The sequence below is a fragment of the Nocardia sp. CY41 genome (assembly GCF_009829325.1).
Lineage (GTDB): Bacteria > Actinomycetota > Actinomycetes > Mycobacteriales > Mycobacteriaceae > Nocardia.
On the sequence record NZ_VUOS01000021.1, the window covers coordinates 78,896 to 104,211 of the forward strand.

Genomic DNA, 25,316 nt, shown 5'->3' on the forward strand with positions numbered 1-25,316 from the left:
ATGGCTGTGCGGCGAACTCTTTTCGGCACCGCACCGGTCTCGCGCGCGGGCGCCCCGGCGTCCCGGCCCGCGGATCCGGCCGTGCTCGACCGGAGCGCGGCGCGGCCGCCCGCGCTGATCGCGGTGGCGCACGGCAGTCGTGACCCGCGCTCGGCGGCGACCGTGGCGCAGGTGGTCGGCGCCGTGGCGGACGCGCGTCCGGACCTCGACGTCCGGACGGCGTTCCTCGATCTCACCGCCCCGTCGGTGGAACAGGTGGTGGACGCCGTGGCCGCCGACGGGCACACCCATGCGGTGGTGACGCCGCTGCTACTCGGCAGTGCCTTCCACGCCAAGGTGGACCTGCCCGGACTGCTCGCCGCGGCCGGCGCCCGCCATCGGGGGTTGCGCTTGACCCAAGCCGACGTGCTGGGCGTGGACGCCGGACTGATCGGTGCGCTGCGCGACCGGGTGCTCGCCGCCGTCGGCGGGTATGCGTCGGCGGATCGACGCTTGGGCGTCGCCGTCGCGGCGGTCGGCTCGTCGTCGGCGGCGGCCAACGCGCGCACCGCCGAGGTGGCCGCGCGTCTGGCCGCCCGCACCGGTTGGCGCACCGAGATCTGCTTCGCGACCACCCAACCGTCGGTGACCGAAGCGATAGCACGACTGCGCGCCCGTGGCGCGGACCAGGTGCTGGTCGCCCCCTGGTTCCTCGCACCCGGATTGCTGACCGATCGCCTCGCCCACGCGGCGCGAGGAGCGGTCCATGCCGACGTGCTCGGCGCGCATCCGGCTCTCCCCCGAGTCGTCCTGGATCGCTATCACGCGGCAATCGCGCAGACGCGCGCGCTCTCGGCCTGACCGCTCCGGCCCTACCCGCCGGCCGGGAACCTCGGAGTCGTCCGCGAACCCACTCTTCGTGCTAGGAACATGGCATGGCCGAGTCCTTCCGCACCACCTCCTGCGTCAGCCACAAACATCCGGAGTTCACCGTCGTGTTCACCGAGCCGCAGTTGCCCGGCATGGAGAACTGGCTGCTGTCGTATCTGGAGTCCACGGTCGCGGCGGGCACGCGGTACCACCCCGGCGAGACGATCCGGATCGGCTGGAATCTGGTTCGGGTGCGCGGCCGTGACGACGGCACCCTCGGCCTGGCCGAACGCACCGATACGCAGACCTGGGCCGAACAGGTCGATCGCACACTGCGCGACGTCTGGTATCAGCGCGAAGTGGCGGCCGGAGTCGGTCTGACCGATCGGTTGGACTTTCCCGGCGAGGATCAGCAGGCGATCGTCTCGTCGTGCGGACTCGAATCGCCGGTGCTGGTCCTGGCCCGCACCGCGACCGACGACCCGGAGTTCTCCGGCTGGTCGGTCGAGTGCTTCGAAGACCACGCGCACCGCGCGTCGTACTACACCACCCTGCTCGAGCTGGCCACCGCCATGCCGTTCGCGGTGCAGTTCCTCGCGCTCCCGGCCGCGACGACGGTGCTGATCGAGAGCCCCGAGATCACCCCCACCGGTGCCATCCGGCCGCACATCGTGGACGCCGACGGCGTGGAACTGTGCCCGATTCCGGGCTCCTACCTGGACTACCTGGTCAACGGCGCACCGGCCGACTAGTCGCCGGGTCCGAGCAGATCCGCCACGACGGCGTGCGCGGTGCGCACGCCCCACTCGTCGCCCATCTGCCGCGCGGTGTGCGCCGCGGCGATCACCGCGTCGAGTTCGAACGCGACGGCATCGGCCGCACGGCCGTCGAGATGCCCCTGCTGCTGGGCGCGGCGGATCTCCTTCACCAGAAACGCGAGCCAATCCCGGCGGTCTTCGGCGATGGCGTCGCGTACCGGTCCCGGTCTGCTGTCGAATTCCGCGAGGGTCGCGACGCGGAAGCACCCGCCGGGAAACGCCGGCTCGGCCACCTGACCGAACCAGCGCTCGACCAGGGCGCGCAGGCGGGGTAGTCCGGCGGGCTCGCTCAGGCTCGGTGTGATGACCTCGTCGACGAAGACCTGCCGCGCGGTCTTCACGGCAGCGAGCTGCAAACTCTCCTTGCTCCCGAAAAGGGTGGCGATACCGCTTTTGCTCAGCCCCAGATCGGTGGCCAAGCGTCCGATGCTCAGGCCGGTGAGGCCCTCGACGGAGGCAACATCGGCGGCGCGGCGGGCGATCGACGCCCGCGCACGGGCTCCTTTGGCCAACCGCTGATCGGTTTCGCGCTGCTGGGCGCCCGCGGTGACGGACTCGGTCATGACGTCATTCTTCCACTTCGGTGTTGCACATACGAACGTATGGTCGTATTTTATGTGAACGAACGATCGTGCGTTTTGTTTCCCACTTCCGAAGGACTTCCTTATGACCGACGCGTCCGTGCGGCTGGACAGCCCGCCGACCGCGACCGCGGCTACCCGCACCTTGCTGATCGCTTGCGGCGCGGCCTTCATCGCTTTCCTCGACCTCTCCGTGGTCAATATCGCCTTCCCCTCGATCGCCCGGGCCTACCCCGGCACGGCCACCACCACGCTGACCTGGATCGTCAGCGGATACGCGGTCGCTTTCGCCGCGCTGCTCACACCCGCCGGACGTTTCGCCGACGCGATCGGACGCCGCAAGCTGTTCCTCGGCGCGCTGGCCGGTTTCGCCCTCACCTCCTTGTTGTGTGGACTCGCTCCGACAGCGGGCTGGCTCATCGCGGGCCGCGTGCTGCAAGGCGCGACAGCGGCGCTGATGGTGCCCTCGGCCCTCGGCCTGGTGCTCGCCGCCACCCCGCGGGAGAAGATCGGCGCGGCCATCGGAGCTTGGTCGGCCGCGGGCGGGTTCGCCGCGGTGGTCGGTCCCGCGCTCGGCGGCGCGCTGGTCGAAGGTTTCGACTGGCGGGCGGTCTTCGTGATCAACGTGCCGGTGGCACTCCTGCTCATCGCGGCGGCCGTGCGCATTCCGGCCGTGGACGCCCGTCCTTCCGGCGGCGCGCTGCCGGACCCGCTGGGCACCCTCGCGGTGGCGCTGGGTCTCGGCGGACTGGTCGCGGGCGTCACCGAGGGGCAGCGTTGGGGCTGGACCTCGGCGGGGACGCTGGCCGCGCTGATCGGCGGCGGAGCGCTGGTGGTCACCGCGCTCGTCCGCTCCGCGCGCCATCGCGAGCCCGCGATCGCCGTGGACCTCTGGCGCAGCAGGTCCTACGCGCTGGCCAACGCGACGTCGTTCGTCTTCGGCGCGGCCATGTTCGCCTGGCTGCTGTCGGGACCGCTGTTCCTCGACGCGATCTGGGGCTACTCGGTGCTCGGCTCGGCGGGCGCGATGACCATCGGAGCGGTCGCGTCGATGGTGACGGCGACCGTCGCCGGCCGGGTCGCCTCGGCCACGGCCAGGCGATGGCTGGGTGTGCTCGGTGCGGCGATGTTCGTCGCGTGCACCGTGTGGATGAGCACGGACGCCTTCGGACCCACCCCGAATCTGTGGTCGGCGTGGATTCCGGCCGGCGTGCTCGGCGGCGGCGGCATCGGTTTCGTCGTCACGGTGCTGGGCACCGCGGCCGCCGGTTCCCTTCCGCCACAGCAATTCGCCGCCGGAACCGGCATGAACCTGACCGCGCGGCAGGTGGGCGGCGCACTCGGCGTCGCCGTGCTGGCCGCCGTGTTCGCGGCGCGACCCGACGATCCGATCGGGGCGTTCCACACCGTCTTCGCGGTGTGCGCGGGCATCGCCGCCGCGGCCGCATGCTTGGCGGCGCTACCGGCCCGCACTCCCTCCTTCGTCACCGACAACCAGGAAAAATAATGAGCGACAATGAGATTCGTACCGAAGCGAACGACCCTCTGCTGCTGCCGGCCGCAGAACAGCGACGCCTGCTCGCCGACGCGCCATGGCGGCGCTACGCGGTGCTCGGCGACTCCATCGCGCAGGGCGTCGGCGACCCGAGCCCGGGATACGAACCGGTGGGCTGGGCCGATCGCGTCGCGACCGTGCTCACGGCGGCCCACCCGGGTCTGGCCTACCTGAACACCGGCCGGATCGGCGCCACCTCCGCCCAGGTCCTCGCCGAGCAGCTGCCCGCCGTACTCGAATTCCAGCCCGACTTGGTCCATCTCAGTTGCGGCGGCAACGACCTGTTCTTGCCCGGCGGCGATCTCACCGAGCTGCGGACGAACCTGGACACCTTGTTCGCGACGCTCACCCGCACCGGCGCACAGGTCGTCACGTTCACCCTGGCCGATGTCTGGGAAGTCGAGCGCATGGCGGCCATGCGCCCGATGCGCGAGCGCATGGCCGCGCTCAACGATATGGTCCGCGAACTGGCCGCCCACTACGACGCACTCCTGCTCGAACTGTGGGACCACCCGCTGCGCCTGCGGCCGGACCTGATGAGCGCCGACCTCATCCACTTCAGCATGAGCGGCCACGCCGTGCTGGCCTCGGACATGGTGCGCATGCTGGCCGGTCACGTCCTCGCACCGCGCTGACGGCGGTGCAGGTGGTGGAGGCAGCTGCGGCAGCGGGTGCCTCCACCACGTTTCGAGGTGGGCGTCTACCGAGCTGCCACGCTCCGGCGGTCAGCGTGACAGCGGCACATGAGGAGCGCCCGAGGATTCGCGCGGCCCCGTCGATTCGTCGCGCAACCTCATGAGAACCGGCCGAGGGGCACGCCTGGATCAAAACATCGACGCCCCGCAAGCGAATGGAAGCAGTGCTGCGGCCTTGGAAGACCTTTCGCGACCGCATCGGTCGATCGCACGGCCCAACTGAGACCGACCGAAGAGCGCACCTGGCTCGAAGCATCGACGCTCCGCAAGACGGACCTCGTGACCGTGCGTCCGCAGGATCGGCAGTTCGCGACGGCCGACGCCCGTCACCACTGCCCCCGGGACCGCCCTGCCCCGCACCGGTCTCCCGTCACGGTGGCGCGTCGGGCCGAGCATCCGCTCCGTAGCGGTCGAGCAGTTCGGCGCCCAGGCGGGCCAGCTCGGCGCGGACCTCGGCAGGACCCAGGACCTCGATGGAGGCGCCCCAACCCGCCAGCTGCTGGCCGAGCATCCAGGCGGTGGGCGCGGTGACGCGGACGCGGACGCGGCCGTCGGCGGCCGGGCCGTCCACGACGCAGTTCCTGCCCTGCTGGTCACGCAGAATCGGCAGCAGGCGTTCGGAGATCAACAGGGTGGCGGCGGTGCTCGCGCGCCGCCGCTCCATCTCCTCGACCACCTGCGCCCAGGCGGCGGCGAGGTCGAAATCGTCCGGGCGGTGCGCCGGTTCGTCGGTGAGCAGCGCCTCGGCGATCCGATCGACGCGAAACGTCCGCTGTCCTCGCTCGGTCCCGGCGACCAAGTACCAGACGGCGTCCTTGTCCACCAGGCCCCACGGGTCGACCAGACGCTCGGACCGCTCGCCGGTGCGGTTCGCGTAGCGCACCCGCACCTTGTTGCGCTGCACGACGGCACGTTGCAGCAGGGACACCACGGGCGGCAACTCACGGTCGGTCGCACCCCAGCGCGCCGGGTCGATCACCACGGCGTCGGCCGCCGCTTCGGCATCCCCTCGGAACGTCTGGGGCAGCGCCCGGACCAGCTTGCGCAGCGCCGACCGGGCCTCCGGCACCGCGCCCGCGGACGGACCGGCCAGAAGGAACAACGCCCGCGCCTCCCCTGCCGTCAGCCCGCTCAGATCCGTGCGCGCCCCTCCCACCAGCGACCAACCGCCGCCGCGCCCGGGCTGCGGATACACCGGCACCCCGGCCGCCGACAGCGCCTCGAGATCGCGGCGCGCGGTGGCGACCGAGGTCTCCAGTTCCGCGGCGACCTGCGCGGCCGTCACCCGTCCCCGGCTCTGCATCATCAGCAGGATCGCCACCAATCGGTCCGCTCGCATGCCTTGATTCTGCCGAAAAAAGTGCTCATTCGTTGCGCACTTTGCCTCGGAGGATGGAGGTAACAACGGAAAAGAACGACTCGAAGGAGAACCCCATGTTGCGCGGAATGGCGACGAGCACCTTTTACGCCGACGACCTCGAGGCCGCCAAGGACTGGTACAGCCGGTTCTTCGGCATCGAGCCCTACTACCACGTCCCCGGCGGCTACTACGAGTTCCGCATCGGTGACTACCAGCACGAATTCGGCATCGTGAACCGCGCTTACGCGCCTGCCGGAGCCCGCAACGCCCCCGGCGGCGCGATCGTCAACTGGCACGTCGACGACCTGCAAGCAACCTTCGACCGGCTGCTCGAACTCGGCGCGACCGTGTACGACCCCATCACCCCGCGCGGCAACGGCGAGGGCTTCGTCACCGCCGCCGTGGTCGACCCGTTCGGCAACGTCCTCGGCCTCATGTTCAACCAGCACTACCTGGACGTACTCGCCAAAACGGGTCCCGCGTGAACCGACGGGCGGCGGCGTGCTGCCGGATCAGGCGAGCCTGACGTCACGACGAATGTTCCGACTGCCACCCGACAGAGCGGCTTCCCGGCATCGTTCCTCGACGGCGTGAGCGCGGCTGCGTCGCCTCGTCAAGGGCGGAACCAGCGCTCGAGGACGGTGGCGACGCCGTCGTCGAGAACGTGACCCGTCACTTCGTCGGCGAGGTCGCGGATGTCGGTGGGCGCGTTGGCCATCGCGACCGAATGCGCTGCCCAGCGCAGCATGTCGCGATCGTTGTATCCGTCGCCGATGGCCAGCGTCGCCTCGTCCGGCACGCCGAGGGCGAGACGGAGCTGTTCGAGCGCCCACCCCTTCGACACGCCCTGCCGGGAAACGGTGAGCCACGGCCCGAACTCGCCGTGCACCCAGCTCGCGCCGGGCACTTGCAAGGAGCGCAGCGCGAGCAGCATCTCCTCCAGCGAACCGTCCGGCAACCAGCCGTTCAGGCGCGGGGTCGGCTCGCTGCTGAGCGCGTGGTGGTCGACGAGCAGATACTCGCCCAGGGAGAATTCGCCGGGCCCGGCCCCGGTGGCCCAGGTACCGATGCCGACCTTCTCCACGGCGAAGATCATCGCCGGGAACAGTGCACGCAGCGCGGTGATCGCCGGCGCGGGGTCGAACGATTGGATCGCGACCGGTTCGCCTCTGGCGACGTCGATGTGCACGGCGCCGTTCGAGCACAAGGCATGCCCCTCGCGCAGACCGAGTTCGGTGAGCACCGGGCGTGTGGTCAGCAGCGTGCGGCCCGTGGTCACCACGACATGCGCCCCCGCCGTCACGGCCGCGCGCACCGCCTCGACCACCCGCGTACTGATCGGTGTTCCCGTGTCCAGCAGCGTCCCGTCCACGTCCAGCGCGATCAGCTGGGGACCCCCGGATGCCATCAATCCATTGTGCCTCGGCGCCACCGCTGTCGAACGGCGAATCCGGCGCGGCGAGAACTCCACGCGCGCCGAAGGATTCACCATCCGAGCCGTCGCCGCTAACGACCGCGCCCTCCGCCTCCGCCGCCGCCCGCGCCTGCGCCGCCCGCGGACGAACCGCCGACCGCGCCGGACCGGCCCCGCGACCCCCCGGACGACGAAGCGCCGGAGGAATTCCCACCGGAATGATTACCCGCCGACGACGCGCCCCCCGGACGCCCGCCTGATGCGGAGCCCCCGGTCGAGGGTGACCCACCGGCCGACGAATTGCCGGCTGCCCCCGTGGAGGACGACCCGTGCGTCGAGGAGTTGCGGGTCGACCCAGCTGAAGACGATCCGCTCGTGGACGAACTGCCTTCCGAACCACCAGAAGCCGAACCATCCGACGACGATTCACCGGCGGACCCACCCGACGAGGAACCGTGCGACGAGGAACTGCCATTCGACCCGCCCGAGGACGAACCATGTGACGAAGAGTTGCCGGCAGACCCGCCCGGCGACGAACCGTGCGACGAAGAATTCCCGGTCGACCCACCCGCCGACGAGCCACCCGGTGAGTCGTCGGACGTTCCGTTCGCGGCGGAGTCATTCGTCGAACCACTCGACGCGCCCCCGCTCCCGGAGCTACCGCCTGATGGTCCCGCGGCATCACCAGAGGACGACGAACTCGCCCCGGAGGATGCTCCCTGCTCCCCTGATCCAGCACCCGATGAATCGGGCGTTCCGGTCGAGGGATTGCCCGCCGCGCCTCCCGGCGTGTTGCCACCGGAAGCCGGACCGGGCTCCGCGGGAGTCGAACCATTCTGCGGTGCGGGAGTGTTCGGCCCCGGCGTTCCCGGCGCGGGCCGGCCGGGCAAGTCCGGCACCTGCCCCGGCAACGGTAGACCAGGAGTCGAAGGCTGCCCGGGAACGGGCGGCTGCGCGACGTCTCCGGGCACGGGACGGACGACCGGCGCGAACGGCAGCGGATTCACGAAGTAGGCGGGATCGCCGTATCCCCGGTAGCGCATTTGGCCTGCCGCGCAGCAGTTTCGCGGGTCACGATGCGAGCCGGGCCGCGACTCCGTCATCGACGGACCATAACCGGCGCTACGCGGCACCGGTGTGATGAACCGAGTGTAGGCGGAAGTCCGCTGCGCGAGTGCGGCCCGGCTCGCATGCCAGGCGCTGGGCGCGGTCACCCAGGACCAGGCGTCGGCGAGTTGCTCGTCGCCTACGTCGACCAACAGGCTGTCGGTCGGCGCGCCGAGTTCCGGCAGACGCTCGAGCAGCGGCGACAGCTCGGGAACCGTCGGTCCGCCGAAGACCGTGACCGCCGACATCGCGACCGCGGAGACCACCGCCGCACTGGAGAACACCGCCACCCGAGGCGCGGTGGCTCGGCCGTCCGAGGCGCCGAGCGCCATGGTGCGCGCCGCCATGAGGGCGGCGCCGGCGGCGATCGTCTGACCGGGGTCCGCCGAGATCACCACGGGGCGGCCGAGTTCGGCGAGCGTCCGCGCCACCTCCGCGGGGCGTGACGCGCCGCCCACCAGCAGGATGCGGCTGATAGCGGACAGGGTGACGCCCGCCTCCCGCACACAGTCGCGGACCAGTTGCAGCGAGTCCTGCACATGCGCGGTGCGCAACCCGTCGATGTCGATGATGGACGTCATCGACAGTCCCGCGGACGCCACGCCGGGGGCGTACCGCGCGATCATCGACCCCAGCGGCTTGCCGCCGAAGTCGTAGGAGCGCATCGGCTTTCCGATCATCGGATGGTTGTCCCAGCCAGGACCGACGCGCACGATACTCACGTCGAGGCTGGTGCCCCCCAGGTCGTAGATCAGGACGAAGCCGGTTTCCAGCGGGCCCTGCTCGTGCTCCAGCCACTCCGCGGCCGCGACCGGTTCGGGCACCAAGAGCACGTCACCCGCCCCGGATAGGTCCAGCGCTTGCCGCAGCAGCGCCACCTGCTTGTCGGAATACATTGCGGGATAGGTGGTCACGACGCCCGCTTCGGACGCACCCTGCTGCGCCGCCCGCAGTTCGCCGACCACCGCGGCGACGAGATTGGCCGGGGACCAGATGCGGCCGCCGACGATCACCGCTTCGGGATCCCGGCCGAGGTCGGCGAAATCCGTGACCGCCATGTCGAATTGCGGAATGCCACCCAAGCGCAGTCCACCCGCGCTGTCGAAGGTCACCGCGGTGCGCCGAGATCGCACCGCCGGCCGTGGTCGATCCGCGCTGACCGAAGCCGTCACGGAGTTCACTGCACCGATGCTGAAACCCAGACCTGTAGTCATTCGCTATCCCGTCAACGCACCGTGACCACGTCCATCACATGGCGTTCCCCTGTGGCCGCGGTCGTCTTCCAAACAGCCACCACAGGTTAGCTGTTTCGCGTCTGCGCGTATGCGCAATTGATACGGATTGTTCGCCCGAAGGCCATTGTCGTCCGAAATGCCAGGTAGATACGAGTCGAACGCACCGTCCAGCCTGCTAGACATCGCGAATTGGTCTGCGAGTTGGTCGATTCCGCTATTACACAGCGACCTCGGAATCACCGAGCCAACCGAACTCGACGCCGGTTTACCAAGGCAAAGCACACCGCACGACAGGCACCGACCGGTCGGTAACCGTATCTTTGCCCTTCGCGCAGCGCGGACCGCTTCCCGCCGGACTGATGACGCATCAACTAGATGTCTGATATTCGCCAGCATCGCCGTGTGCCGCCGACTTGACTCGACAGCGGGTCCCGCCACGGAGGGGGGATCGCCAAAGCGGAGAGGGAATTCAACGATGGCAACACGGTTCGCGGAGCAGGTCGTCCTGATCACCGGCGCGACCTCGGGTGTCGGCAAGGCGGTGGCGCTGCGCGTCGCAAGCGAAGGCGCCGCGGTGGTGCTCGGCGCGCGGAGCAAGGACGCGGGCGACCAGGTGGCCGCCGACATTCGCGCGGCAGGCGGGCGTGCGCTCTTCGTGCCGACCGACGTCACAGTGGAGCAGGACGTGGCCCGGTTGACCGACGCCGCGCTGGCCGAATACGGCCGTTTGGACGCGGCGTTCAACAACGCGGGCGCGGTGTGCGCCTTCGGCCCCGTCGCGGAGATCGACGAGGCGGGATGGCGCGCCGATCTGGAACTGAACCTCACCAGTGTGTTCTACGGCTTGCGGCATCAGGTGCCCGCGCTGGCGGCCTCCGGTGGCGGCGCGATCCTGAACAACGCGTCGAATCTCGGTGTGGTCGGCATGGGTTCGGTGGCGCCGTACGTGGCCGCAAAGCACGGGGTGGTCGGCTTGACCCGTGCCGTGGCGCTCGAGGCCGCCGAGCAGGGGGTGCGGGTGAACGCACTGGTGTCGGGTGCGGTCGACACCCCGGCGTTCCGGAATTCGATGGGCGCGACGCCCGAAGGAGAGGCCGCCATCGCGGCGCTGCACCCGGTGGGCCGCATCGCGACGCCAGAGGAAATCGCCTCGTTCTGCGCGTATCTGCTCAGCGGTGAAGCCAGTTTCGTGACCGGCGCCGCCCTCGCCATCGATGGCGGTTTCACCGCACGCTGACCTCACACGTGGAACCGCCTCGAGATACCGGCGCGGCCGGGGTATCTCGAGGCGGGGTTCGTCAGGCGCGAGCCAGCAAGCGGCGGACTCGGCCGGGGCGGGCTTCCACCGCTCCCCCGGCCCGGACCGCGGGCTGGCGCAGCCGCACCAGCCGATCGAATTCCGCGGCGGACCCGGCGGGTTCGGGCAGACGACCCGCGTTGAAGTCCGCGGCCAGCTGCCGCACCGTCTCCTGCGCACAGGACTTGTTGGTGCCGATGAAGCCGGTGGGCCCACGCTTGATCCAGCCGGTCACATACGTCCCGGCGACCACGGTGCCGCCCGGATGTTCCAGCACCCGGCCCTGCTCGTTCGGGATCACCGCGGCCTGCTCGTCGAACGGCAGGCCCGGCACCGCGACGCCGCGGTAACCGACCGAGGTGAACACCAAGCCGGCGTCCAGCCGGTCGGTCTCCCCGGTCGCGACGGCGCGGACGCGGCCGTCCGGATCGGTGACCAGCTCGGTGCGGCCGACCTCGAGGCCGGTCACCCGATCGGTGCCGAGGATCTCGGTGGGCGCGGACAGGTAGCGGAACACGATGCGCCTGCGCTCGCCCACCGGCCGGATCCGCGCGCTGTGCAGCAGCCGCAGCTTCTGTTCGACATGGAAAGGCAGTTCCGCGCCGAGTTCGGGCAGCTCGCCCTCGACCACGACGTCCACATCGCAGCCGAGCAGACCGACGAATTCCGGTACGGTGAACGCGGATTCGAGCGGGCCGCGCCGACCGAGCACGACCGCTTCCTCGATCTTGCTCTCGCGCAGCGCCCGCAACGCGTAGGGCGCGATGTCGGTACCGGCCAGCGTCGCGGGGTCACTGGTCAGCACGCGCGCGACGTCGAGGGCGACATTGCCGTTGCCGACGATCACGGCACGCCGGGCGGACAGGTCGAACACCCGGTCGGCGTAATCGGGGTGACCGTTGTACCAGGCCACGAAATCGGTGGCCGACACGGTGCCCGCCAGGCCCTCACCCGGGATGCCGAGTTTGCGATCCGACGACGCGCCGACCGCGTAGATCACGGCGTGGAAATGGTCGAGCAGTTCGGCGTGCGAAACATGCGCACCGACATCGACGTTCAAATACGACCCGAACCCCGGCTGCGCGGAGATGACGTCGAACAGCTCACCGACCTTGCGGGTCTTGTCGTGGTCCGGGGCGACGCCGTGCCTGGCCAGCCCATAGGGCACCGGCAGCCGGTCCAACACCGTCACCGACACCTCGGGCTGGGTCAGCAACTCGTCGGCGGCGTACATCGCCGACGGACCCGATCCCACGATCGCCACCCGCAGCGGCGAGCGCTCGGTGTGGATCCGTGCCGCGGACACCGGTCGCGCCAGCAGGGGGCGCGGCCGCGCCTGCCGGTAGAAATCGGCGTTGATCTCGATGAACGGCTTCTGCTCAGCGGTCAGCTTCTTCGCTGACACGATGGCGTCGACCGGGCACGCGGTGGCGCAGGCGCCGCAGTCCACGCACGCCTGCGGGTCGACGTACAGCATCTCCGCCGTCCGGAAGTCCGGTTCGTCGGGCGTGGGATGGATGCAGTTGACCGGGCAGGCGTACACGCAGGACGCGTCGCTGCAGCAGGATTGGGTGACGACGTACGGCATGCGACTCAGGCGACCTTGCTCCGCAGCGGTTCCGACCGGTAGCGGGTGCTCGGGCCGTCGATCCCCAGCGCCTTCCAGACGGCCTTGGCGACCGGATTCATCAGCCCGATGTCCTTGGCCAGGGCGCGCACATCACAGAAGTAGTCGCTGAAGACCTGCTTGGCCTCCTTCGAGCCGTAGAACAGCTCCTTGCGGACCTTCTCCGGGATATCGAACTCGGTGAAGAACGATCGCGGCGGCGTGACGATCGCGCGGCCGAGGATCCACATGACGATCGGCATGGCCAGCGAGAGGATGAACTTCTGCGCGGGCTTGGCCTCCGGCACATGGTTCTTCAAGAACTCGTGCGCGAAGGAGATGTGCCGCGCCTCTTCCGCGACGTGGATGGCCATCACGCCGCGCATGATCGGGTGCACCTCTTCGCCCGAGCGCAGAATCTGCTTCTGGATGTGGTCGATCGGCTCCTCACCGGCCAGCACGGCCATGAAGAACAGGTTCGGGAACCAGGCGGCCACCGGCGCGCCCAGGTACTTGAACTTGCTGACCAGCGGCCCCATGCCTGGCACGTCCAGCCCGATCCGGTTGACCATCTCCTGGAACATCAGGGTGTGGTTGTGCTCCTCGATCATCTCGTGGGAGCAGTACCGGAACTCCGGCGAGCCGTTGGGCAGGCCGAAGTTGTGGATGACCATGCCACTGATCAGGATCGACTCGAATTGCAGGCCGACCTTGGCGATGTTCGCCTGCCGGTATTTGCCGACCGCGATCTTCTGTTCCTTGCTCAACGCCTGGTACCAGGGATGGCGGGCCACCGTGTCGGCGGACACGGGCAGGATCCAGCGCTCCTCGCCGGCGTCGGCGGCGAAGTCGGGGTCATCCCAGTCGATGTCCTCGAAGGGATCGAAATGCTTGTTGACCGATCCCTCGGAGAGCAGCAGCAGCTTGGCGGCGTACTCCTGCGCCTTCTCCAGATCAGGATCGACGGCTGGTGTCACGGCTGCGGACATCGTCGTCACTGCCTCTCGTCGATGGAACCGTTTAACTGTATCCCATAGTTACACCAACGGAGAGTTCCGTCAACCCAGCAGTTGCCAGGACCGTCCGGCGATGCGCGCCCTCATCACGCGCACCGCCGGACGGCCCTTGTTCGTCGCAGCCCTGACCGGGCGCCTAACTCACCAGCACCCCGTCACCGGCCGCCAGCATCGAAGTTCCGAGACCGAATACCGCCGACATGCTCGTCACGGCGACCGCCCGACCCAGCCTGCGCCGGGTCCGGCGCGACAGCATCAAGGCGCGTGTGGCGGCCCGACGACGCACCCGGCGGCGCCTGGCTCGACGCTGCTCGGCCACCGCCTCCGCCACGACCGCCGCCCTCCGGCCGATGATCGCGGCGCCGTCGGCGGTGGTCCGCTCGGGATCCGCGGCAGCGATCACCGGCCTGGCCAGTTCCGCGGCGAGCACCTCGGCCACCTCCGCCGGTCGCGCCGCCCCGCCGACCACCAGGACCCGGTCGACGTCGGCCATGGTGACATCCGCGACCCGCAGGCAGCGGTAGACGAGTTCGAGGGACTCCCGGACATGCCGGACGCGCAGTTCCCCGGCGACCGTGTCGGCGACGGACTCGGAGACCGACGACGAGGACAGACCCTGCCCGGCATGCTCGGCGATCAACGCGCCGAACGCGCGCCCGCCGAATTCCGTCGAACGCAGTGAGACGCCGACGATCGGGTTGCTCGGACACCCCGCGCCCACCCGGACCAAAGTGACGTCGAGCCCCGCGCCGCCGAGATCGTAGACCAGGGTGAGCCCCGGCATCAGCGGACCACGGTCGGCTTCCAGCCAGGCCGCCGCCGCGACGGGTTCGGCGACCAGCGCGGCCTGCGTGAGGTGGACACCATCGAGCGCCGCGCGCAACGCGTCCACCTGCTCGTCGGCGTAGCGGGCCGGATAAGTCACCGCGATGCCGAGCCCGCAGTCGCGCCCCGCCTGATCCTGCAGCACCTCGTCGATCAGGCACTTGGCCACCGTGGCGACGAGGTCGGCCGGCGCCAGCGCGCGATTACCCACCCGCGCCCACGTGCTGGAACGCTGGGTGAGATCGGCGAATTCGGTGACCGCGCGGCCGTGCCGGGGAATCATGCCGACCCGGGCGACGCCGGTGCTGTCGAAGGTCAGCGTGGTGCGGCGCGTGATGCTCTGCGCCCGCTGTGTTTTGCCTCGCCGCGGCGGAGCCTTGGCCGAACCTTCCTCCGCCAGAACGGAAACCGTGTTCACCGTACCGATGCTCAACCCGAGACCAACCGCCATCGCAATCCACCCGATCGCCGTGCCGATTTGCTTCGAACGCGTTTAGGCAACCACTCCGCGATCTTCGTGCCAAGTCCGGACAACCGATTGTCCGCAAGCCGCCTGTGCCGCGCCGCACCGCTTCCGCGATCTTCGGCGCGCTCACCTGGCCGAGTAGCGTTGCACATGCCGTCCAGTCGGGTTTCCTTGCGACACGCAGGGATCGATCATGCCCGGTAGAGGTTTGCCGGGTTTCGCCTATTACGAGGGACCTCGCTCGTCGATGGCACTCCACATGGGGAGACTCCCCCTGACGAGACTTCCCTGATCGGTGCCGACGATTTGCCGATCGAGATGGAATGCCGGACTGATGGCAACCACGGACAGCAGCACCGCCTGCCGAGTCCGGCACGATCGCCCGCGCGGCTGCCGCATCACCGCCCGATCGGCAACCACACCGCAGCCCTGGGACAGACCGTCGCCATACCGAATGCCGACGACCGCAGCAACCTTTCAGCGCCGCGCTCGTCGCCCATCCGGACGCGATTACCCGCCGAACGCTTGGTGGGTGGGAAGTTCCGGAATCCGGGTGGCGCGGACGTACACCGTCTCACCATCCGACAGCCGCAGCGCTTCGGCGTCACCGCGGGTGACCTGCGCGGCGAACAGGTCGCCGGTCGCCGCGTTGCGCAACTCCACGCGCACCTCGAAGCCGAGATGCACCACGCGCTCGACCGTCGCCCTGGTGACACCCGCGGACTCCGCGGTGCCCTCGTGCTCGGCGAGCGCCATGCCGGGGTCACGGCCGACGCGAATGTCGTGCGGACGCACCAGATGTCCGTTCAGCCGGGCCACCGCGCCGAGGAACGACATGACGAACTCGTTGGCCGGCCGGTCGTACACGTCCTCCGGAGTGCCGATCTGCTCGATGCGGCCCTTGTTCATCACCGCGATCCGGTCGGCGACGTCCAGCGCCTCCTCCTGGTCGTGGGTGACCAGCACCGTGGTCACGTGGACCTCTTCGTGCAGCCTGCGCAGCCAGGTCCGCAGATCGGCACGGACTTTGGCGTCCAGCGCGCCGAACGGTTCGTCCAGCAGCAACACCTGCGGATCGACGGCGAGCGCGCGCGCCAGTGCCATGCGCTGGCGCTGACCACCCGACAGCTGGGCCGGGTAGCGATGCTGGAAGCCGTCCAATCCCACGATGCCGAGCAATTCGTCGACACGCTTGTTGATCTCGGTCTTCGGGCGCTTGCGGATCTTCAGGCCGAACGCCACGTTGTCGCGCACGGTCATGTGCTTGAACGCCGCGTAATGCTGGAACACGAAGCCGATGTCACGTTTCTGCGGCGGCACCCGGGTGACGTCGCGTCCCGCGATGGTGACCACGCCGGAGTCCAGCGATTCCAGTCCGGCGATCGAGCGCAGCAGCGTCGACTTGCCCGAGCCCGACGGGCCGAGCAGCGCGGTGAGCTCGCCGGAGGGAATGTCGATGGTCACGTCGTCGAGGGCCGCGAACGTGCCGTAGTTCTTGTTCGCGTTGGTCACGGTGATCACTTGGCGCCCCGCTTACGTTCGAGGATGGTCATCAGCAGAAGGGTGACGAGGGCGATGCCCATCAGCAAGGTCGCGGCGGAATAGGCGCCGAAGGTGTTGTGGTCGTTGATGTAACGGCCGTGCACGAGCAGCGTCAGCGTCTGCGACTTGCCCGGCAGGGCGCTGGACACCATGATCACCGCGCCGAACTCGCCGAGCGCGCGCGCCACGGTGAGCACCACGCCGTAGGTCAGGCCCCACCGGATCGCGGGCAGCGTGATCCGCCAGAACGTCTGCCATTTCGACGCGCCCAGGGTGGCCGCGGCCTGCTCCTGGTCGTCGCCGATCTCGTGCAGCACCGGCTCCACCTCACGCACCACGAACGGCAGCGTGACGAAGATGGTGGCGATCACCATGCCCGGCAAGTTGAAGATGACCTTGAAACCCACGTCCTCCAGGCCACCGAACCAGCCACCCGCACCCCAGAGCAGGATCAGCGACACACCCACCACCACGGGCGAGACCGCGAACGGCAGGTCCACGATGCCCTGAACCAGGTTGCGCCCCGGGAACTTTCCGCGGACCAACGCGAGCGCCGTCACGATGCCGAAGATCACGTTCACCGGGACGGTGATCGCCACGATCAGCAGCGACAACTGGAACGCCGAGATCGCCGCGGGCGTGGTGATCGAGTCGGCGAACGCGCCGACGCCCCGCTCGAAGGTGCGCCACAGGATGATGATCAGGGGCAGAACCAGCAGCACGAACAGATAGCCGAGCGCCACCGTCCGCAACGAGATACGGGTCAGCGGATGCAGTCTCATCGCGACCGCTCCGTCCCGCGAGAATTTTCGCGCTCCGGCGATGCCGGGCGCTGTGCACGATCGTGTCTCATCGAGTCGCCTGCTCCTTGCGCGCGCTGCGTTCGGCGAGCAGCCGCAGCACCAGCAGCGTCGCGAACGAGATGGCCAGCAGCGCGACCGACACCGCCGCCGCGTTCACCGGCCGGTCGATCTCGATCTGCTTCTGGATGTACTGGGAGGCCATCTCGGTCTTGCGCGGGATCGCGCCGCCGATCAGGACCACCGAGCCGTACTCGCCGATGGCGCGGGCGAACGCCAGCCCGCCACCGCTGATGATCGCCGGCGTCAGCGCGGGCAGCACGATCCTGCGAAAGGTGGTCCAGTTGTTCGCGCCCAGCGAAAGCGCGGCCTGCTCCACCTCGCGGTCCGCCTCTATCAGCACCGGCTGCACCGAGCGCACCACGAACGGCAGCGTGACGAACGCCAGCGCGACCACCAGGCCCGGCTGGGTGGCGTTCAGGTGGATGTCCACCGGACTCTGCGGACCGTACAACGAGAGCAGCACGATGCTGGCCACGATGGTCGGCAGCGCGAACGGCAGGTCGATCAGCGCGTTGACGACACCTTTGCCGGGGAACCGGTCACGGACCAGCACCCAGGCGATCAGCGTGCCCATCACCACGTTGATCACCGCCACCACCACCGAAACCAGCACGGTGATGCGCAGCGAGTCCAGCGCGGCAGGCGCGGTGACCGCGTCCCAGAAGCCGGACCACCCGTCCTCGAAGCTCGTCACGGTGAGCGCCGCCAGCGGCAACAGCACGATGATGCTCAGCCACAACACGGCGGTGGCGATGCCGAGCGGCCCCACCGAACCGGTCACGCGCAGCCACGACCAGTTCCAGCGGCCGCTCGCGCGGGCTGCGTCGGAGGCGCCGGGACCGTCTTCCCGCACGGTCCCGGCGTTACTGCTCTTCGTCACGATCGTCCAGTATCCCGTGTAACGGGGGTCACCCGGTCACTTGGTCGCATTGTCGTAGATCACCGCGACCGAGCCGGTGTTCGGGGCGAACAGCTCCTTGTCCACGGTCTTCCAGCCGCCGAGGTCGGCGATCGTCCACAGCTTCTGCGGCGTGGGGAAGTCCTTGGCGTAGTCGGCGGCGACCTTCGGGTCGACCGGGCGGAAACCGGCGGCGGCCCAGGCCTTCTGCCCTTCAGGAGTGAAGAGGAAGTCGCGGAAGGCAACGGCCTTCTGCTGGTTCTTGCTGTTCTTCAGCACCGCGACCGGGTTCTCGATCTTGAACGTCACCGGCGGGACGAAGTGCTCGATCTGATCGCCGTTGCGCTCGGAGAAGATCGCCTCGTTCTCGTAGCTCAGCAGCACGTCACCGGTGCCCTGCAGGAAGGTCTCGGTCGCTTCGCGCCCGGACTTGGGCTGCACCTTCACATGCTCCTTGGAGACCAGCTTGCTCAGGTAGTCCAAGCCGGCCTGCGGGTTCTTGCCGCCGTCGCTCTTGGCCGCGTACGGCGCGAGCAGGTTCCACTTGGCCGATCCGGAGCTGAACGGGTTCGGGGTGACCACCTCGACGCCCGGCTTCAACAGGTCGTCCCAGTCCTTGATGCCCTTGGGGTTGCCCTTGCGCACGACGATCGCGACCACCGAGCCGAACGGCACGCCCTTGGTGGCGTCGGCGTTCCAGCTCGCGTCCACCAGGCCCGCGTCGACCAGGCGGGTGATGTCCGGCTCGACCGAGAAGTTGACCACGTCGGCCTCGGCGCCGTCCTTCACCTTGCGGGACTGGTCACCGGAGGCGCCGTAGGACTGCTGGATCTGCACGCCCTTGCCCTGCTCGGTCTTGTTGAACTCGGGGATCACCTTGTCGAAGCCGGGCTTCGGCACGGCGTAGGCGTACAGGTTGAGGGTGCCGCCGCTGCCATCGGAAGCGCCTCCCCCGACCGTGTCGCTGGCTCCGCCGCCGCATGCGGTCAGCGCGACCGCCGCGACTGCGGCGAGGGCAACGGCGCTGTAGCGTCGACGCGGCGAAAGCCAAGATTTGCGAGCCATCGGGGTGGACCTTTCGTGCGGACCGCCAGTTCTCCGGTAGATACATCGGTGGCGGCGACCATCTTCTTGGTTCAGCAGACCTGCCGATCGAGCGATACGGCAGCGGCGACTACCGGCCCAACGGGGCCGACGGGAAGGCGGGCACATCTGCAAGAAGCGCGCCGGTCTGCTGGGAACGAGACGCGGACGTGCCCGGTTGCCGATCAGCGACAGTAGACGTCCGCGACAGCGAGATCACCGACAGCAATCAACGCCAGTTCATGGCGGACCTGCGGGACGGCGCTCGAAGACACGGGCAGACTTTATCAGAGCGAACGACGGAGTTCGAATCGAAGAGTCCCAGGAAGAGGGGGGTTTCATTCCATGACCACCAGTCCGGATCGCGTCCGCGTCCAGTTCCCCGGCATCAGTACCCGCACGTGGGAGCATCCCGCCGACCGCACCGCCCTGGTTACCTTGCGGTCACTGGCGGGGTTCGACGTGGTGCTGCGCACACTGTCGGGTTTGCTGCAAGAACGCCAGCACCGGCTGCTGTATCTGGCCACCGCGGTCCGGGTGGACGAGCGGCAGTTCCGTACCCTCCACCATCTGCGCCAGGACGCCGTGCGGATCCTGGATGCCCCCACCACGCCCGAGCTGTTCGTGCTGCAGAGCCCGCAGGCCAACGCCCTCACCATCGGCATGGACCGTCCGTTCATCGTGCTGACGACGGGCTTGCTCGAACTGATGGACACCGAGGAGCTGCGTTTCGTGGTCGGTCACGAACTCGGGCACGCGCTGTCCGGCCACGCGGTGTACCGCACGATGCTGATGCACCTGCTGCGGGTCTCCGCGAGCGTCGGCTGGCTGCCGGTCGGCGGCTGGGCGTTGCGCGGCATCGTCGCGGCCCTCATGGAATGGAGCCGCAAGTCGGAGCTGTCCGGCGACCGGGCAGGGCTGCTGTGCGGCCAGGATGTCGACGCGTCGGTGCGCGTCCATATGAAGACGGCGGGCGGCGCCTGGGTGAAGGAGATGAATCACGGGGCGTTCCTGGCCCAGGCCGACGACTACGAACGGTCCGGCGACTTGCGCGACGGCGTGCTGAAGCTGCTCAACCTGGAGTTGCAGAGCCACCCCTTCTCCGTGCTGCGCGCGGCCGAACTGCGCCGCTGGATCCAGAGCGGCGACTACGACCGCGTGCTGGCGGGCGACTATCCGCGCCGGGACCAGGATCGCGCCACCCGGATCACCGACGAGATGAGAGCGGCCGCCCGCACCTACCGCACGAACTTCGACCAGTCCGAAGACCCGCTCATCCGGACGGTGCGCACGCTGGGCCGGGATGTCGGCGCGGCGGCGAGCACGGTCGCCCACGAAGTCGGCGACACCGTCGCGAAGCTCGGCAAACGGTTCGGCGACTGGCGGACCGGCGGAAACTGATCGTCAGCGGGTGAGCAACCAGGCGACGACGATGAGCACGAGCAGTGCGACGAGGGCGAGCTGAACGCGCGAGCGAGGCATCAACGCGCCCCGCTCTGCACCGGCGTGCGAGCTTCGGCCGCCTGCTCGGGTTCGAGCATCGCGGCGGCCGGGGCGGGCCGGACCGGTGCGGGGTGGGCGCCGTATCGGCGATCCAGGACGCGCAGCACGGCACGCAGCACGCGATCGAGCCCGTAGGCGATGGCGAAGCTGATCGGGACCATGCCCACGAGGACCACCAGGAACTGTGGGATGAACGGCAGTCCCGCCACCCACAGCTCGAAGCCGTCCCACCACCCTGCGATGCGATGCACGATCTCAGCCTAGTCGGTTCGCCGGCCGGTTCCACGAGGCCGTCCGCACAGCGGGGGACCGAGCGGTGGACGCCGGGCGCGCATCGGCCCGAAGATGGGGTATGGCGTCCTCCGATGACCTCACCCTCAACGACTCCGACGGCTTGCCGACGAACCTGACCGATCCGACGGGCTCGACCGAGCCGCATCGCCACGGCGCATACCCGCCGATCGATGACTACGCGTTCCTGTCCGACTGCGAGACCAGCTGCCTGGTCGCCAGCAACGGCTCGGTGGAATGGATGTGCGTGCCGCGGCCGGATTCGCCGAGCATCTTCGGGGCGCTGCTGGACCGCAGCGCGGGCCACTTCCGGGTCGGGCCCTATGGCGTGAACGTGCCTGCCGCCCGCCGCTACCTGCCGGGCGGGATGATCCTGGAGACCACCTGGCAGACCGGCACCGGCTGGCTGATCGTGCGCGACGCGCTGGTGCTCGGGCGCTGGCACAACAACGATCAGCGCAGCAAGACCCACCGGCGCACCCCGATGGACTGGGATGCCGAGCACCTGCTGTTGCGCACGGTGAAATGCGTGAACGGCACCGTGGAGCTCGAGATGAGTTGCGAGCCCGCGTTCGACTACCACCGGGCCACCGCCCGCTGGGAGTACACCGGCAAGGTGTACGAGGAGGCGACCGCGGTGCGCAGCGACGACGCCAGCGCCGGTCCGACGCTGGTGCTCACCACGGATCTGCGCCTCGGGCTGGAGGGCCGCGAGGCGCGGGCCCGCACCAGGATGAAGGAGGGCGACGAGGTCTTCGTCGCGCTCACCTGGTCGGAGCTGCCCGCGCCGCGCACCTTCGACGAGGCCGCGAACAAGATGTGGCAGACCACCGAATGCTGGCGTCAGTGGATCACGCTCGGCAAGTTCCCCGATCACCCGTGGCGCAACTATCTGCAACGCAGCGCGCTCACCCTCAAGGGCCTGACCTACGCGCCGACCGGCGCCCTGATGGCCGCCGCCACCACGTCGCTGCCGGAGACTCCCGGCGGGGAACGCAATTGGGATTACCGCTACAGCTGGGTGCGGGACGCCAGCTTCGCGCTGTGGGGCCTGTACACGCTCGGCCTGGACCGGGAGGCCGACGATTTCTTCGCGTTCCTCAACGACGCGACGACCGGCGAGGAGGGCGAGCCCGTTCCGCTACAGGTGCTCTACGGCATCGGGGGCGAACGCCAGCTCGACGAGATCATCCTCGACCACTTCGGCGGCTACGACCAATCCCGTCCGGTGCGCATCGGCAACAACGCCTACAACCAGGATCAGCACGACATCTGGGGCACCATGCTCGACGCGGTGTACCTGCATGTGAAGTCGCGCCAGCAGGTGCCGGAGACCTTGTGGCCGCTGCTGGTCCGCCAGGTGCGCGCCGCCATCGAGCACTGGAAGGAGCCCGACCGGGGCATCTGGGAGGTGCGTGGGGAGCCGCAGCATTTCACCTCGTCCAAGGTGATGTGCTGGGTGGCGCTGGATCGCGGTGCGAAATTGGCCGAGCTGCACGGCCAGTACGAGCACGCCGAGGAGTGGTACGCGATCGCGGAGGAGATCAAGGCCGACGTCCTGGCCAAAGGCGTCAACTCCGAAGGCGTGTTCACCCAGGTCTACGGTGGCGACACCCTGGACGCCTCGCTGCTGCTGGTGGTGCTCACCCGTTTCTTGCCGCCCGAGGACGACCGGGTACGCGCCACCGTGCTGGCCATCGCCGACCGGCTCACCGAGAACGGCCTGGTGCTGCGGTATCGGACCGAGACGACCGACGACGGGTTGAGCGGCGTGGAAGGCGCGTTCACCATCTGCTCGTTCTGGCTGGTCTCCGCGCTGGTCGAGATCGGGGAGATCCAGCGGGCCAGGCACCTGTGCGAGCGACTGCTCGGCTTCGCCAGCCCGCTGCGGTTGTACGCCGAGGAGATCGATCCGCGCAGCGGGCGCCACCTCGGCAACTTCCCGCAGGCGTTCACCCACCTGGCGCTGATCAACGCCGTGACCCACGTCATCCGCGCCGAGGACACCCGGCACGCGGGCCGCTTCCAGCCCGCGCACACACCGCAGGGCCACCCCGTCTGATCCTGCGTAGGCATCGATCCGCCACCGCAGGGTCACCCCGTCTGATCCTGCGTAGGCATCGATCCGCCACCGCAGGGTCACCCGGTCCGACCTGCGAGGGGCCACGATCCGACACCGCAAGGTCACCCGGTCCGACCTGCGAGGGGCCACGATCCGACACCGCAAGGTCACCCGGTCCGACCTGCGAGGGGCCACGATCCGCCACCGCAAGGTCACCCGGTCCGACCTGCGAGGGGCCACGATCCGACACCGCAAGGTCACCCGGTCCGACCTGCGAGGGGCCACGATCCGACACCGCAAGGTCACCCGGTCCGACCTGCGATGATCCCATCCGACACCGCAAGGTCAGCCGGTCCGACCGGCCCCTGGGGAACGGTCTACGCGGGAACGAGCCCGTCGGCCTCCTCGCGCAGCGCGCGCACTCTCCCGAGCTGTGCGTCGAGGTCGGCGATCCGCTCCGGCCTGCGGTCGCCGTACTTCCCGTAGTTCTCCTCGGCTCGCCGCAGCGCGTCGTCCGCGCCGCGGGCGACCTCGGTCGCGATGTCGGTGAAGTGGTCGCGCAGCACCCGCTGCATGGCGCGCAGACGGTTACGCGACTCCTTGCCGACCTGGAAGATCACGTCGTCCATCAGGCGGGCCACCGCCACCTTGGCCTCGGCCCGGCGGCGCAGCTTGCGGTTCTTGCGGTCATCCCACAGCGCGTTGACGCCCAGCAGCACGCCCGCTCCCGCCGAATACCAGTTCACCAGTGACATGCCCAGCAGGCTGGTGGCCAGACCGACCATCAGGATGCCGCCGTAGGAGCCGCGCAGACCGGTCAGGAACTGCTGGGTCACGCCGGCCTTCGCACTCTCCAGCGGCTCCAGGGGCTGCACCGCCTCGAGCACCTCGCCCGGGTTGGCCAAGCGCAGGTCCGGCAGCGGAGGGGTGCGGTTGTCGGCCGGGAATTTGGCGGCCACCTGCTCGCACAGCTCCATGGAGCGGTAGTGCGCCACGGCGAAGTTCTCCTCGACCGCCTCGCAGATGCGCGCGTCCAGATCGGCGCCGAAGTCCTTCCACCGGCGCGCCGGATCGGTCTGGGCGATCTCGGCCTCGGCGTCGCGGATCAGGCTGCGCAGCCGGTGACGCAGATCGTGCTCGATGTCGGCCATCAGCTCCGTCGCGCCGTCGACCAGCGTGACCTGCCAGTTCGCGGTGCGCTGGCGCAGCTGATCGGCCTCGTCGCGGGCGCGGGCGAGCTGGTCGGTGATCTCGGCCCGGCGCCGCGGATCGCGCAGCGCCTCGGCTTCGGTGCGCAGCGTCAGCGCGAGGTGGTCGCACACCAAGCGGATGTCCTGGGCCGCGGCTTCCAGCGCCACCGCGTCCGCGCGGGCGACCACGTAGTCGCGCAGGTGGTCGATCAGCTGCGGCACGCCGGATTCGATGTCGCGCTGGTAGTCGCCGGTCAACCCGGCCTGCCGGTGCAGTTCCGCGGAAACCGGCGCCACCGCGAAGCCCAGCCCTGCCGAGTCCAGCAGTTCGCGGTTGCGCTGCTGGGTGCGCGACCAGTGCGGAAACACGTCGATCTTGTTCAGCACGCAGATCACGGTCGGGCAGATCTGCTGGATGCGCTGCAGTTCGGCGATCTGCTCCGCCGTCAGCTCGGTGCCGGCCTCGCCGACGTAGAGCACAGCGTCGGCCGCGGCGATCATCGACCAGGTGGTGCGGTCGTCGCCCAGCGCGCCCGGTGCGTCCATGACCACGACGCCGTCGGCCAGCAACGGGCTCGGCTGGGTGAACTCGGCGCGGACCACGCCCTGGGTGGCCAGCGCCGGACCGGGATCGAGCGGGTCGACCGGCTGACGTTCGGTGCGGCCGTACTCGGTCTGCCGCACCAGCGTGGCGGTCGGCTCCGGCCCGTACTCGACGATCACCGGGACGCTCAAATCGCTGTCGGTCGCACTGACCGAGGCGCCGACCAGGCTGTTGACCAGCGTGCTCATGCCGTTCTTCGGACGACCGACGACCACGAGCCGTACCCGGGGATCGCTCACCCTGGCGCGGACCATGCCCAACCGGCTGCCCAGGTCGTCGCGTCCCGCGGATCGGGCCGTCTCCCGCAGCTCGTCGAGTATTCGGATGAGCGGGGCCATCGCGTCCGGATGTTTCACGGTCGCAGCCTTCAGCCCGGCAGCGGCAGACAACCCTCCTCCTTAACTCTCGGTGACTTTCGTTCAGGTACCCCCGGCGGGCACTCCGCAGTCCTCGCAA

The 25,316-nt window shown here is 69.3% G+C and carries 22 protein-coding genes; 8 read left to right on the plus strand and 14 right to left on the minus strand.

Going from position 1 to position 25,316, the window contains the following annotated elements; all coding sequences use genetic code 11:
* Positions 1 to 840 carry a sirohydrochlorin chelatase gene (locus GVY64_RS23315; RefSeq protein ID WP_159845122.1) on the plus strand — a complete coding sequence of 280 codons (840 nt, stop codon included), beginning with the start codon at positions 1 to 3 and terminating at the stop codon, positions 838 to 840.
* 74 nt (positions 841 to 914) lie between these two features.
* Positions 915 to 1,601, plus strand: a complete 687-nt coding sequence (locus GVY64_RS23320; protein WP_159845125.1) for a hypothetical protein — start codon at positions 915 to 917, stop codon at positions 1,599 to 1,601.
* Here the strand turns inward: GVY64_RS23320 and GVY64_RS23325 are convergent.
* Positions 1,598 to 2,230, minus strand: coding sequence for a TetR/AcrR family transcriptional regulator (locus GVY64_RS23325; protein ID WP_159845128.1), 633 nt, complete (start codon positions 2,228 to 2,230; stop codon positions 1,598 to 1,600). The two genes, GVY64_RS23320 and GVY64_RS23325, sit on opposite strands and share 4 nt — an antisense overlap.
* A 103-nt stretch (positions 2,231 to 2,333) precedes the next feature.
* Here GVY64_RS23325 and GVY64_RS23330 point away from each other — a divergent pair, with 103 nt between their 5' ends.
* Both GVY64_RS23330 and GVY64_RS23335 read left to right on the plus strand, forming a co-directional pair.
* The gene (locus tag GVY64_RS23330; protein ID WP_159845131.1) at positions 2,334 to 3,755 is read left to right on the plus strand and encodes an MFS transporter; all 1,422 of its coding nucleotides are present in this window, start codon (positions 2,334 to 2,336) and stop codon (positions 3,753 to 3,755) included.
* Entirely contained in the window at positions 3,755 to 4,438 is a 684-nt protein-coding gene (locus tag GVY64_RS23335) for an SGNH/GDSL hydrolase family protein (RefSeq protein ID WP_159845134.1), read from the plus strand. The genes GVY64_RS23330 and GVY64_RS23335 overlap by 1 nt, the downstream gene beginning before the upstream one ends.
* 430 nt (positions 4,439 to 4,868) lie before the next feature.
* On the opposite strand, the gene GVY64_RS23340 is transcribed toward GVY64_RS23335, so the two are convergent.
* Complete coding sequence (locus GVY64_RS23340; RefSeq protein WP_159845137.1) at positions 4,869 to 5,837, minus strand: helix-turn-helix transcriptional regulator; 969 nt, start codon at positions 5,835 to 5,837, stop codon at positions 4,869 to 4,871.
* Between the two features lie 95 nt (positions 5,838 to 5,932).
* Here GVY64_RS23340 and GVY64_RS23345 point away from each other — a divergent pair, with 95 nt between their 5' ends.
* Positions 5,933 to 6,343, plus strand: coding sequence for a VOC family protein (locus GVY64_RS23345; RefSeq protein WP_159845141.1), 411 nt, complete (start codon positions 5,933 to 5,935; stop codon positions 6,341 to 6,343).
* Between the two features lie 128 nt (positions 6,344 to 6,471).
* On the opposite strand, the gene GVY64_RS23350 is transcribed toward GVY64_RS23345, so the two are convergent.
* Both GVY64_RS23350 and GVY64_RS23355 read right to left on the minus strand, forming a co-directional pair.
* On the minus strand, positions 6,472 to 7,266 hold the full coding sequence (locus GVY64_RS23350; RefSeq protein WP_201298128.1) for an HAD family hydrolase: 795 nt from the start codon (positions 7,264 to 7,266) through the stop codon (positions 6,472 to 6,474).
* 98 nt (positions 7,267 to 7,364) lie between these two features.
* Positions 7,365 to 9,560, minus strand: coding sequence for an Hsp70 family protein (locus tag GVY64_RS23355; protein ID WP_159845144.1), 2,196 nt, complete (start codon positions 9,558 to 9,560; stop codon positions 7,365 to 7,367).
* A 529-nt stretch (positions 9,561 to 10,089) separates the two neighbouring features.
* On the opposite strand from GVY64_RS23355, the gene GVY64_RS23360 reads away from it, so the two are divergent.
* The gene (locus tag GVY64_RS23360; protein ID WP_159845148.1) at positions 10,090 to 10,851 is read left to right on the plus strand and encodes an SDR family NAD(P)-dependent oxidoreductase; all 762 of its coding nucleotides are present in this window, start codon (positions 10,090 to 10,092) and stop codon (positions 10,849 to 10,851) included.
* A 61-nt stretch (positions 10,852 to 10,912) separates the two neighbouring features.
* Here GVY64_RS23360 and GVY64_RS23365 read toward each other — a convergent pair whose 3' ends face one another.
* The 8 genes from GVY64_RS23365 to GVY64_RS39180 form a co-directional block, all read right to left on the minus strand.
* Positions 10,913 to 12,499 carry an FAD-dependent oxidoreductase gene (locus GVY64_RS23365; protein WP_159845152.1) on the minus strand — a complete coding sequence of 529 codons (1,587 nt, stop codon included), beginning with the start codon at positions 12,497 to 12,499 and terminating at the stop codon, positions 10,913 to 10,915.
* Positions 12,500 to 12,504: 5 nt separating this feature from the next.
* The gene (locus GVY64_RS23370) at positions 12,505 to 13,506 is read right to left on the minus strand and encodes an AurF N-oxygenase family protein (protein ID WP_159845156.1); all 1,002 of its coding nucleotides are present in this window, start codon (positions 13,504 to 13,506) and stop codon (positions 12,505 to 12,507) included.
* A 163-nt stretch (positions 13,507 to 13,669) separates the two neighbouring features.
* Positions 13,670 to 14,776 carry an Hsp70 family protein gene (locus GVY64_RS23375; RefSeq protein WP_236567085.1) on the minus strand — a complete coding sequence of 369 codons (1,107 nt, stop codon included), beginning with the start codon at positions 14,774 to 14,776 and terminating at the stop codon, positions 13,670 to 13,672.
* Between the two features lie 558 nt (positions 14,777 to 15,334).
* Entirely contained in the window at positions 15,335 to 16,345 is a 1,011-nt protein-coding gene (locus tag GVY64_RS23380; RefSeq protein WP_159845163.1) for a sulfate/molybdate ABC transporter ATP-binding protein, read from the minus strand.
* A complete protein-coding gene (cysW, locus tag GVY64_RS23385; RefSeq protein ID WP_159845166.1) occupies positions 16,342 to 17,148 on the minus strand; it encodes a sulfate ABC transporter permease subunit CysW in 807 nt (268 codons plus the stop codon). The genes GVY64_RS23380 and cysW overlap by 4 nt, the downstream gene beginning before the upstream one ends.
* Positions 17,149 to 17,215: 67 nt before the next feature.
* Positions 17,216 to 18,016: a sulfate ABC transporter permease subunit CysT gene (cysT, locus tag GVY64_RS23390; RefSeq protein WP_063022589.1), complete on the minus strand. Its 801-nt coding sequence runs from the start codon at positions 18,014 to 18,016 to the stop codon at positions 17,216 to 17,218.
* Between the two features lie 129 nt (positions 18,017 to 18,145).
* Positions 18,146 to 19,192, minus strand: a complete 1,047-nt coding sequence (locus tag GVY64_RS23395) for a sulfate ABC transporter substrate-binding protein (RefSeq protein WP_159845170.1) — start codon at positions 19,190 to 19,192, stop codon at positions 18,146 to 18,148.
* 203 nt (positions 19,193 to 19,395) lie between these two features.
* A complete protein-coding gene (locus GVY64_RS39180; RefSeq protein ID WP_321210233.1) occupies positions 19,396 to 19,485 on the minus strand; it encodes an Ms4533A family Cys-rich leader peptide in 90 nt (29 codons plus the stop codon).
* Between the two features lie 70 nt (positions 19,486 to 19,555).
* Here GVY64_RS39180 and GVY64_RS23400 point away from each other — a divergent pair, with 70 nt between their 5' ends.
* Positions 19,556 to 20,611: a M48 family metallopeptidase gene (locus GVY64_RS23400; protein WP_159845173.1), complete on the plus strand. Its 1,056-nt coding sequence runs from the start codon at positions 19,556 to 19,558 to the stop codon at positions 20,609 to 20,611.
* A gap of 80 nt (positions 20,612 to 20,691) precedes the next feature.
* Here the strand turns inward: GVY64_RS23400 and GVY64_RS23405 are convergent, their stop codons facing one another.
* On the minus strand, positions 20,692 to 20,964 hold the full coding sequence (locus tag GVY64_RS23405; RefSeq protein WP_159845176.1) for a hypothetical protein: 273 nt from the start codon (positions 20,962 to 20,964) through the stop codon (positions 20,692 to 20,694).
* A gap of 101 nt (positions 20,965 to 21,065) precedes the next feature.
* On the opposite strand from GVY64_RS23405, the gene GVY64_RS23410 reads away from it, so the two are divergent.
* A complete protein-coding gene (locus tag GVY64_RS23410; RefSeq protein WP_159845180.1) occupies positions 21,066 to 23,066 on the plus strand; it encodes a glycoside hydrolase family 15 protein in 2,001 nt (666 codons plus the stop codon).
* Between the two features lie 377 nt (positions 23,067 to 23,443).
* On the opposite strand, the gene GVY64_RS23415 is transcribed toward GVY64_RS23410, so the two are convergent.
* Positions 23,444 to 25,249 (minus strand): dynamin family protein, encoded by a 1,806-nt coding sequence (locus GVY64_RS23415; protein ID WP_159845183.1) that lies wholly within the window; start codon positions 25,247 to 25,249, stop codon positions 23,444 to 23,446.
* Between the last annotated feature and the right edge of the window lie 67 nt (positions 25,250 to 25,316).

What these genes read in the sequence shown, in the direction of transcription:
- GVY64_RS23315 (WP_159845122.1), top strand. Translation starts at nt 1, where the DNA reads ATGGCTGTGCGGCGAACTCTTTTCGGCACCGCACCGGTCTCGCGCGCG.
- GVY64_RS23320 (WP_159845125.1), top strand. Translation starts at nt 915, where the DNA reads ATGGCCGAGTCCTTCCGCACCACCTCCTGCGTCAGCCACAAACATCCG.
- GVY64_RS23325 (WP_159845128.1), bottom strand. Translation starts at nt 2,230, where the DNA reads ATGACCGAGTCCGTCACCGCGGGCGCCCAGCAGCGCGAAACCGATCAG.
- GVY64_RS23330 (WP_159845131.1), top strand. Translation starts at nt 2,334, where the DNA reads ATGACCGACGCGTCCGTGCGGCTGGACAGCCCGCCGACCGCGACCGCG.
- GVY64_RS23335 (WP_159845134.1), top strand. Translation starts at nt 3,755, where the DNA reads ATGAGCGACAATGAGATTCGTACCGAAGCGAACGACCCTCTGCTGCTG.
- GVY64_RS23340 (WP_159845137.1), bottom strand. Translation starts at nt 5,837, where the DNA reads ATGCGAGCGGACCGATTGGTGGCGATCCTGCTGATGATGCAGAGCCGG.
- GVY64_RS23345 (WP_159845141.1), top strand. Translation starts at nt 5,933, where the DNA reads ATGTTGCGCGGAATGGCGACGAGCACCTTTTACGCCGACGACCTCGAG.
- GVY64_RS23350 (WP_201298128.1), bottom strand. Translation starts at nt 7,266, where the DNA reads ATGGCATCCGGGGGTCCCCAGCTGATCGCGCTGGACGTGGACGGGACG.
- GVY64_RS23360 (WP_159845148.1), top strand. Translation starts at nt 10,090, where the DNA reads ATGGCAACACGGTTCGCGGAGCAGGTCGTCCTGATCACCGGCGCGACC.
- GVY64_RS23365 (WP_159845152.1), bottom strand. Translation starts at nt 12,499, where the DNA reads ATGCCGTACGTCGTCACCCAATCCTGCTGCAGCGACGCGTCCTGCGTG.
- GVY64_RS23370 (WP_159845156.1), bottom strand. Translation starts at nt 13,506, where the DNA reads ATGTCCGCAGCCGTGACACCAGCCGTCGATCCTGATCTGGAGAAGGCG.
- cysW (WP_159845166.1), bottom strand. Translation starts at nt 17,148, where the DNA reads ATGAGACTGCATCCGCTGACCCGTATCTCGTTGCGGACGGTGGCGCTC.
- GVY64_RS23395 (WP_159845170.1), bottom strand. Translation starts at nt 19,192, where the DNA reads ATGGCTCGCAAATCTTGGCTTTCGCCGCGTCGACGCTACAGCGCCGTT.
- GVY64_RS23400 (WP_159845173.1), top strand. Translation starts at nt 19,556, where the DNA reads ATGACCACCAGTCCGGATCGCGTCCGCGTCCAGTTCCCCGGCATCAGT.
- GVY64_RS23410 (WP_159845180.1), top strand. Translation starts at nt 21,066, where the DNA reads ATGGCGTCCTCCGATGACCTCACCCTCAACGACTCCGACGGCTTGCCG.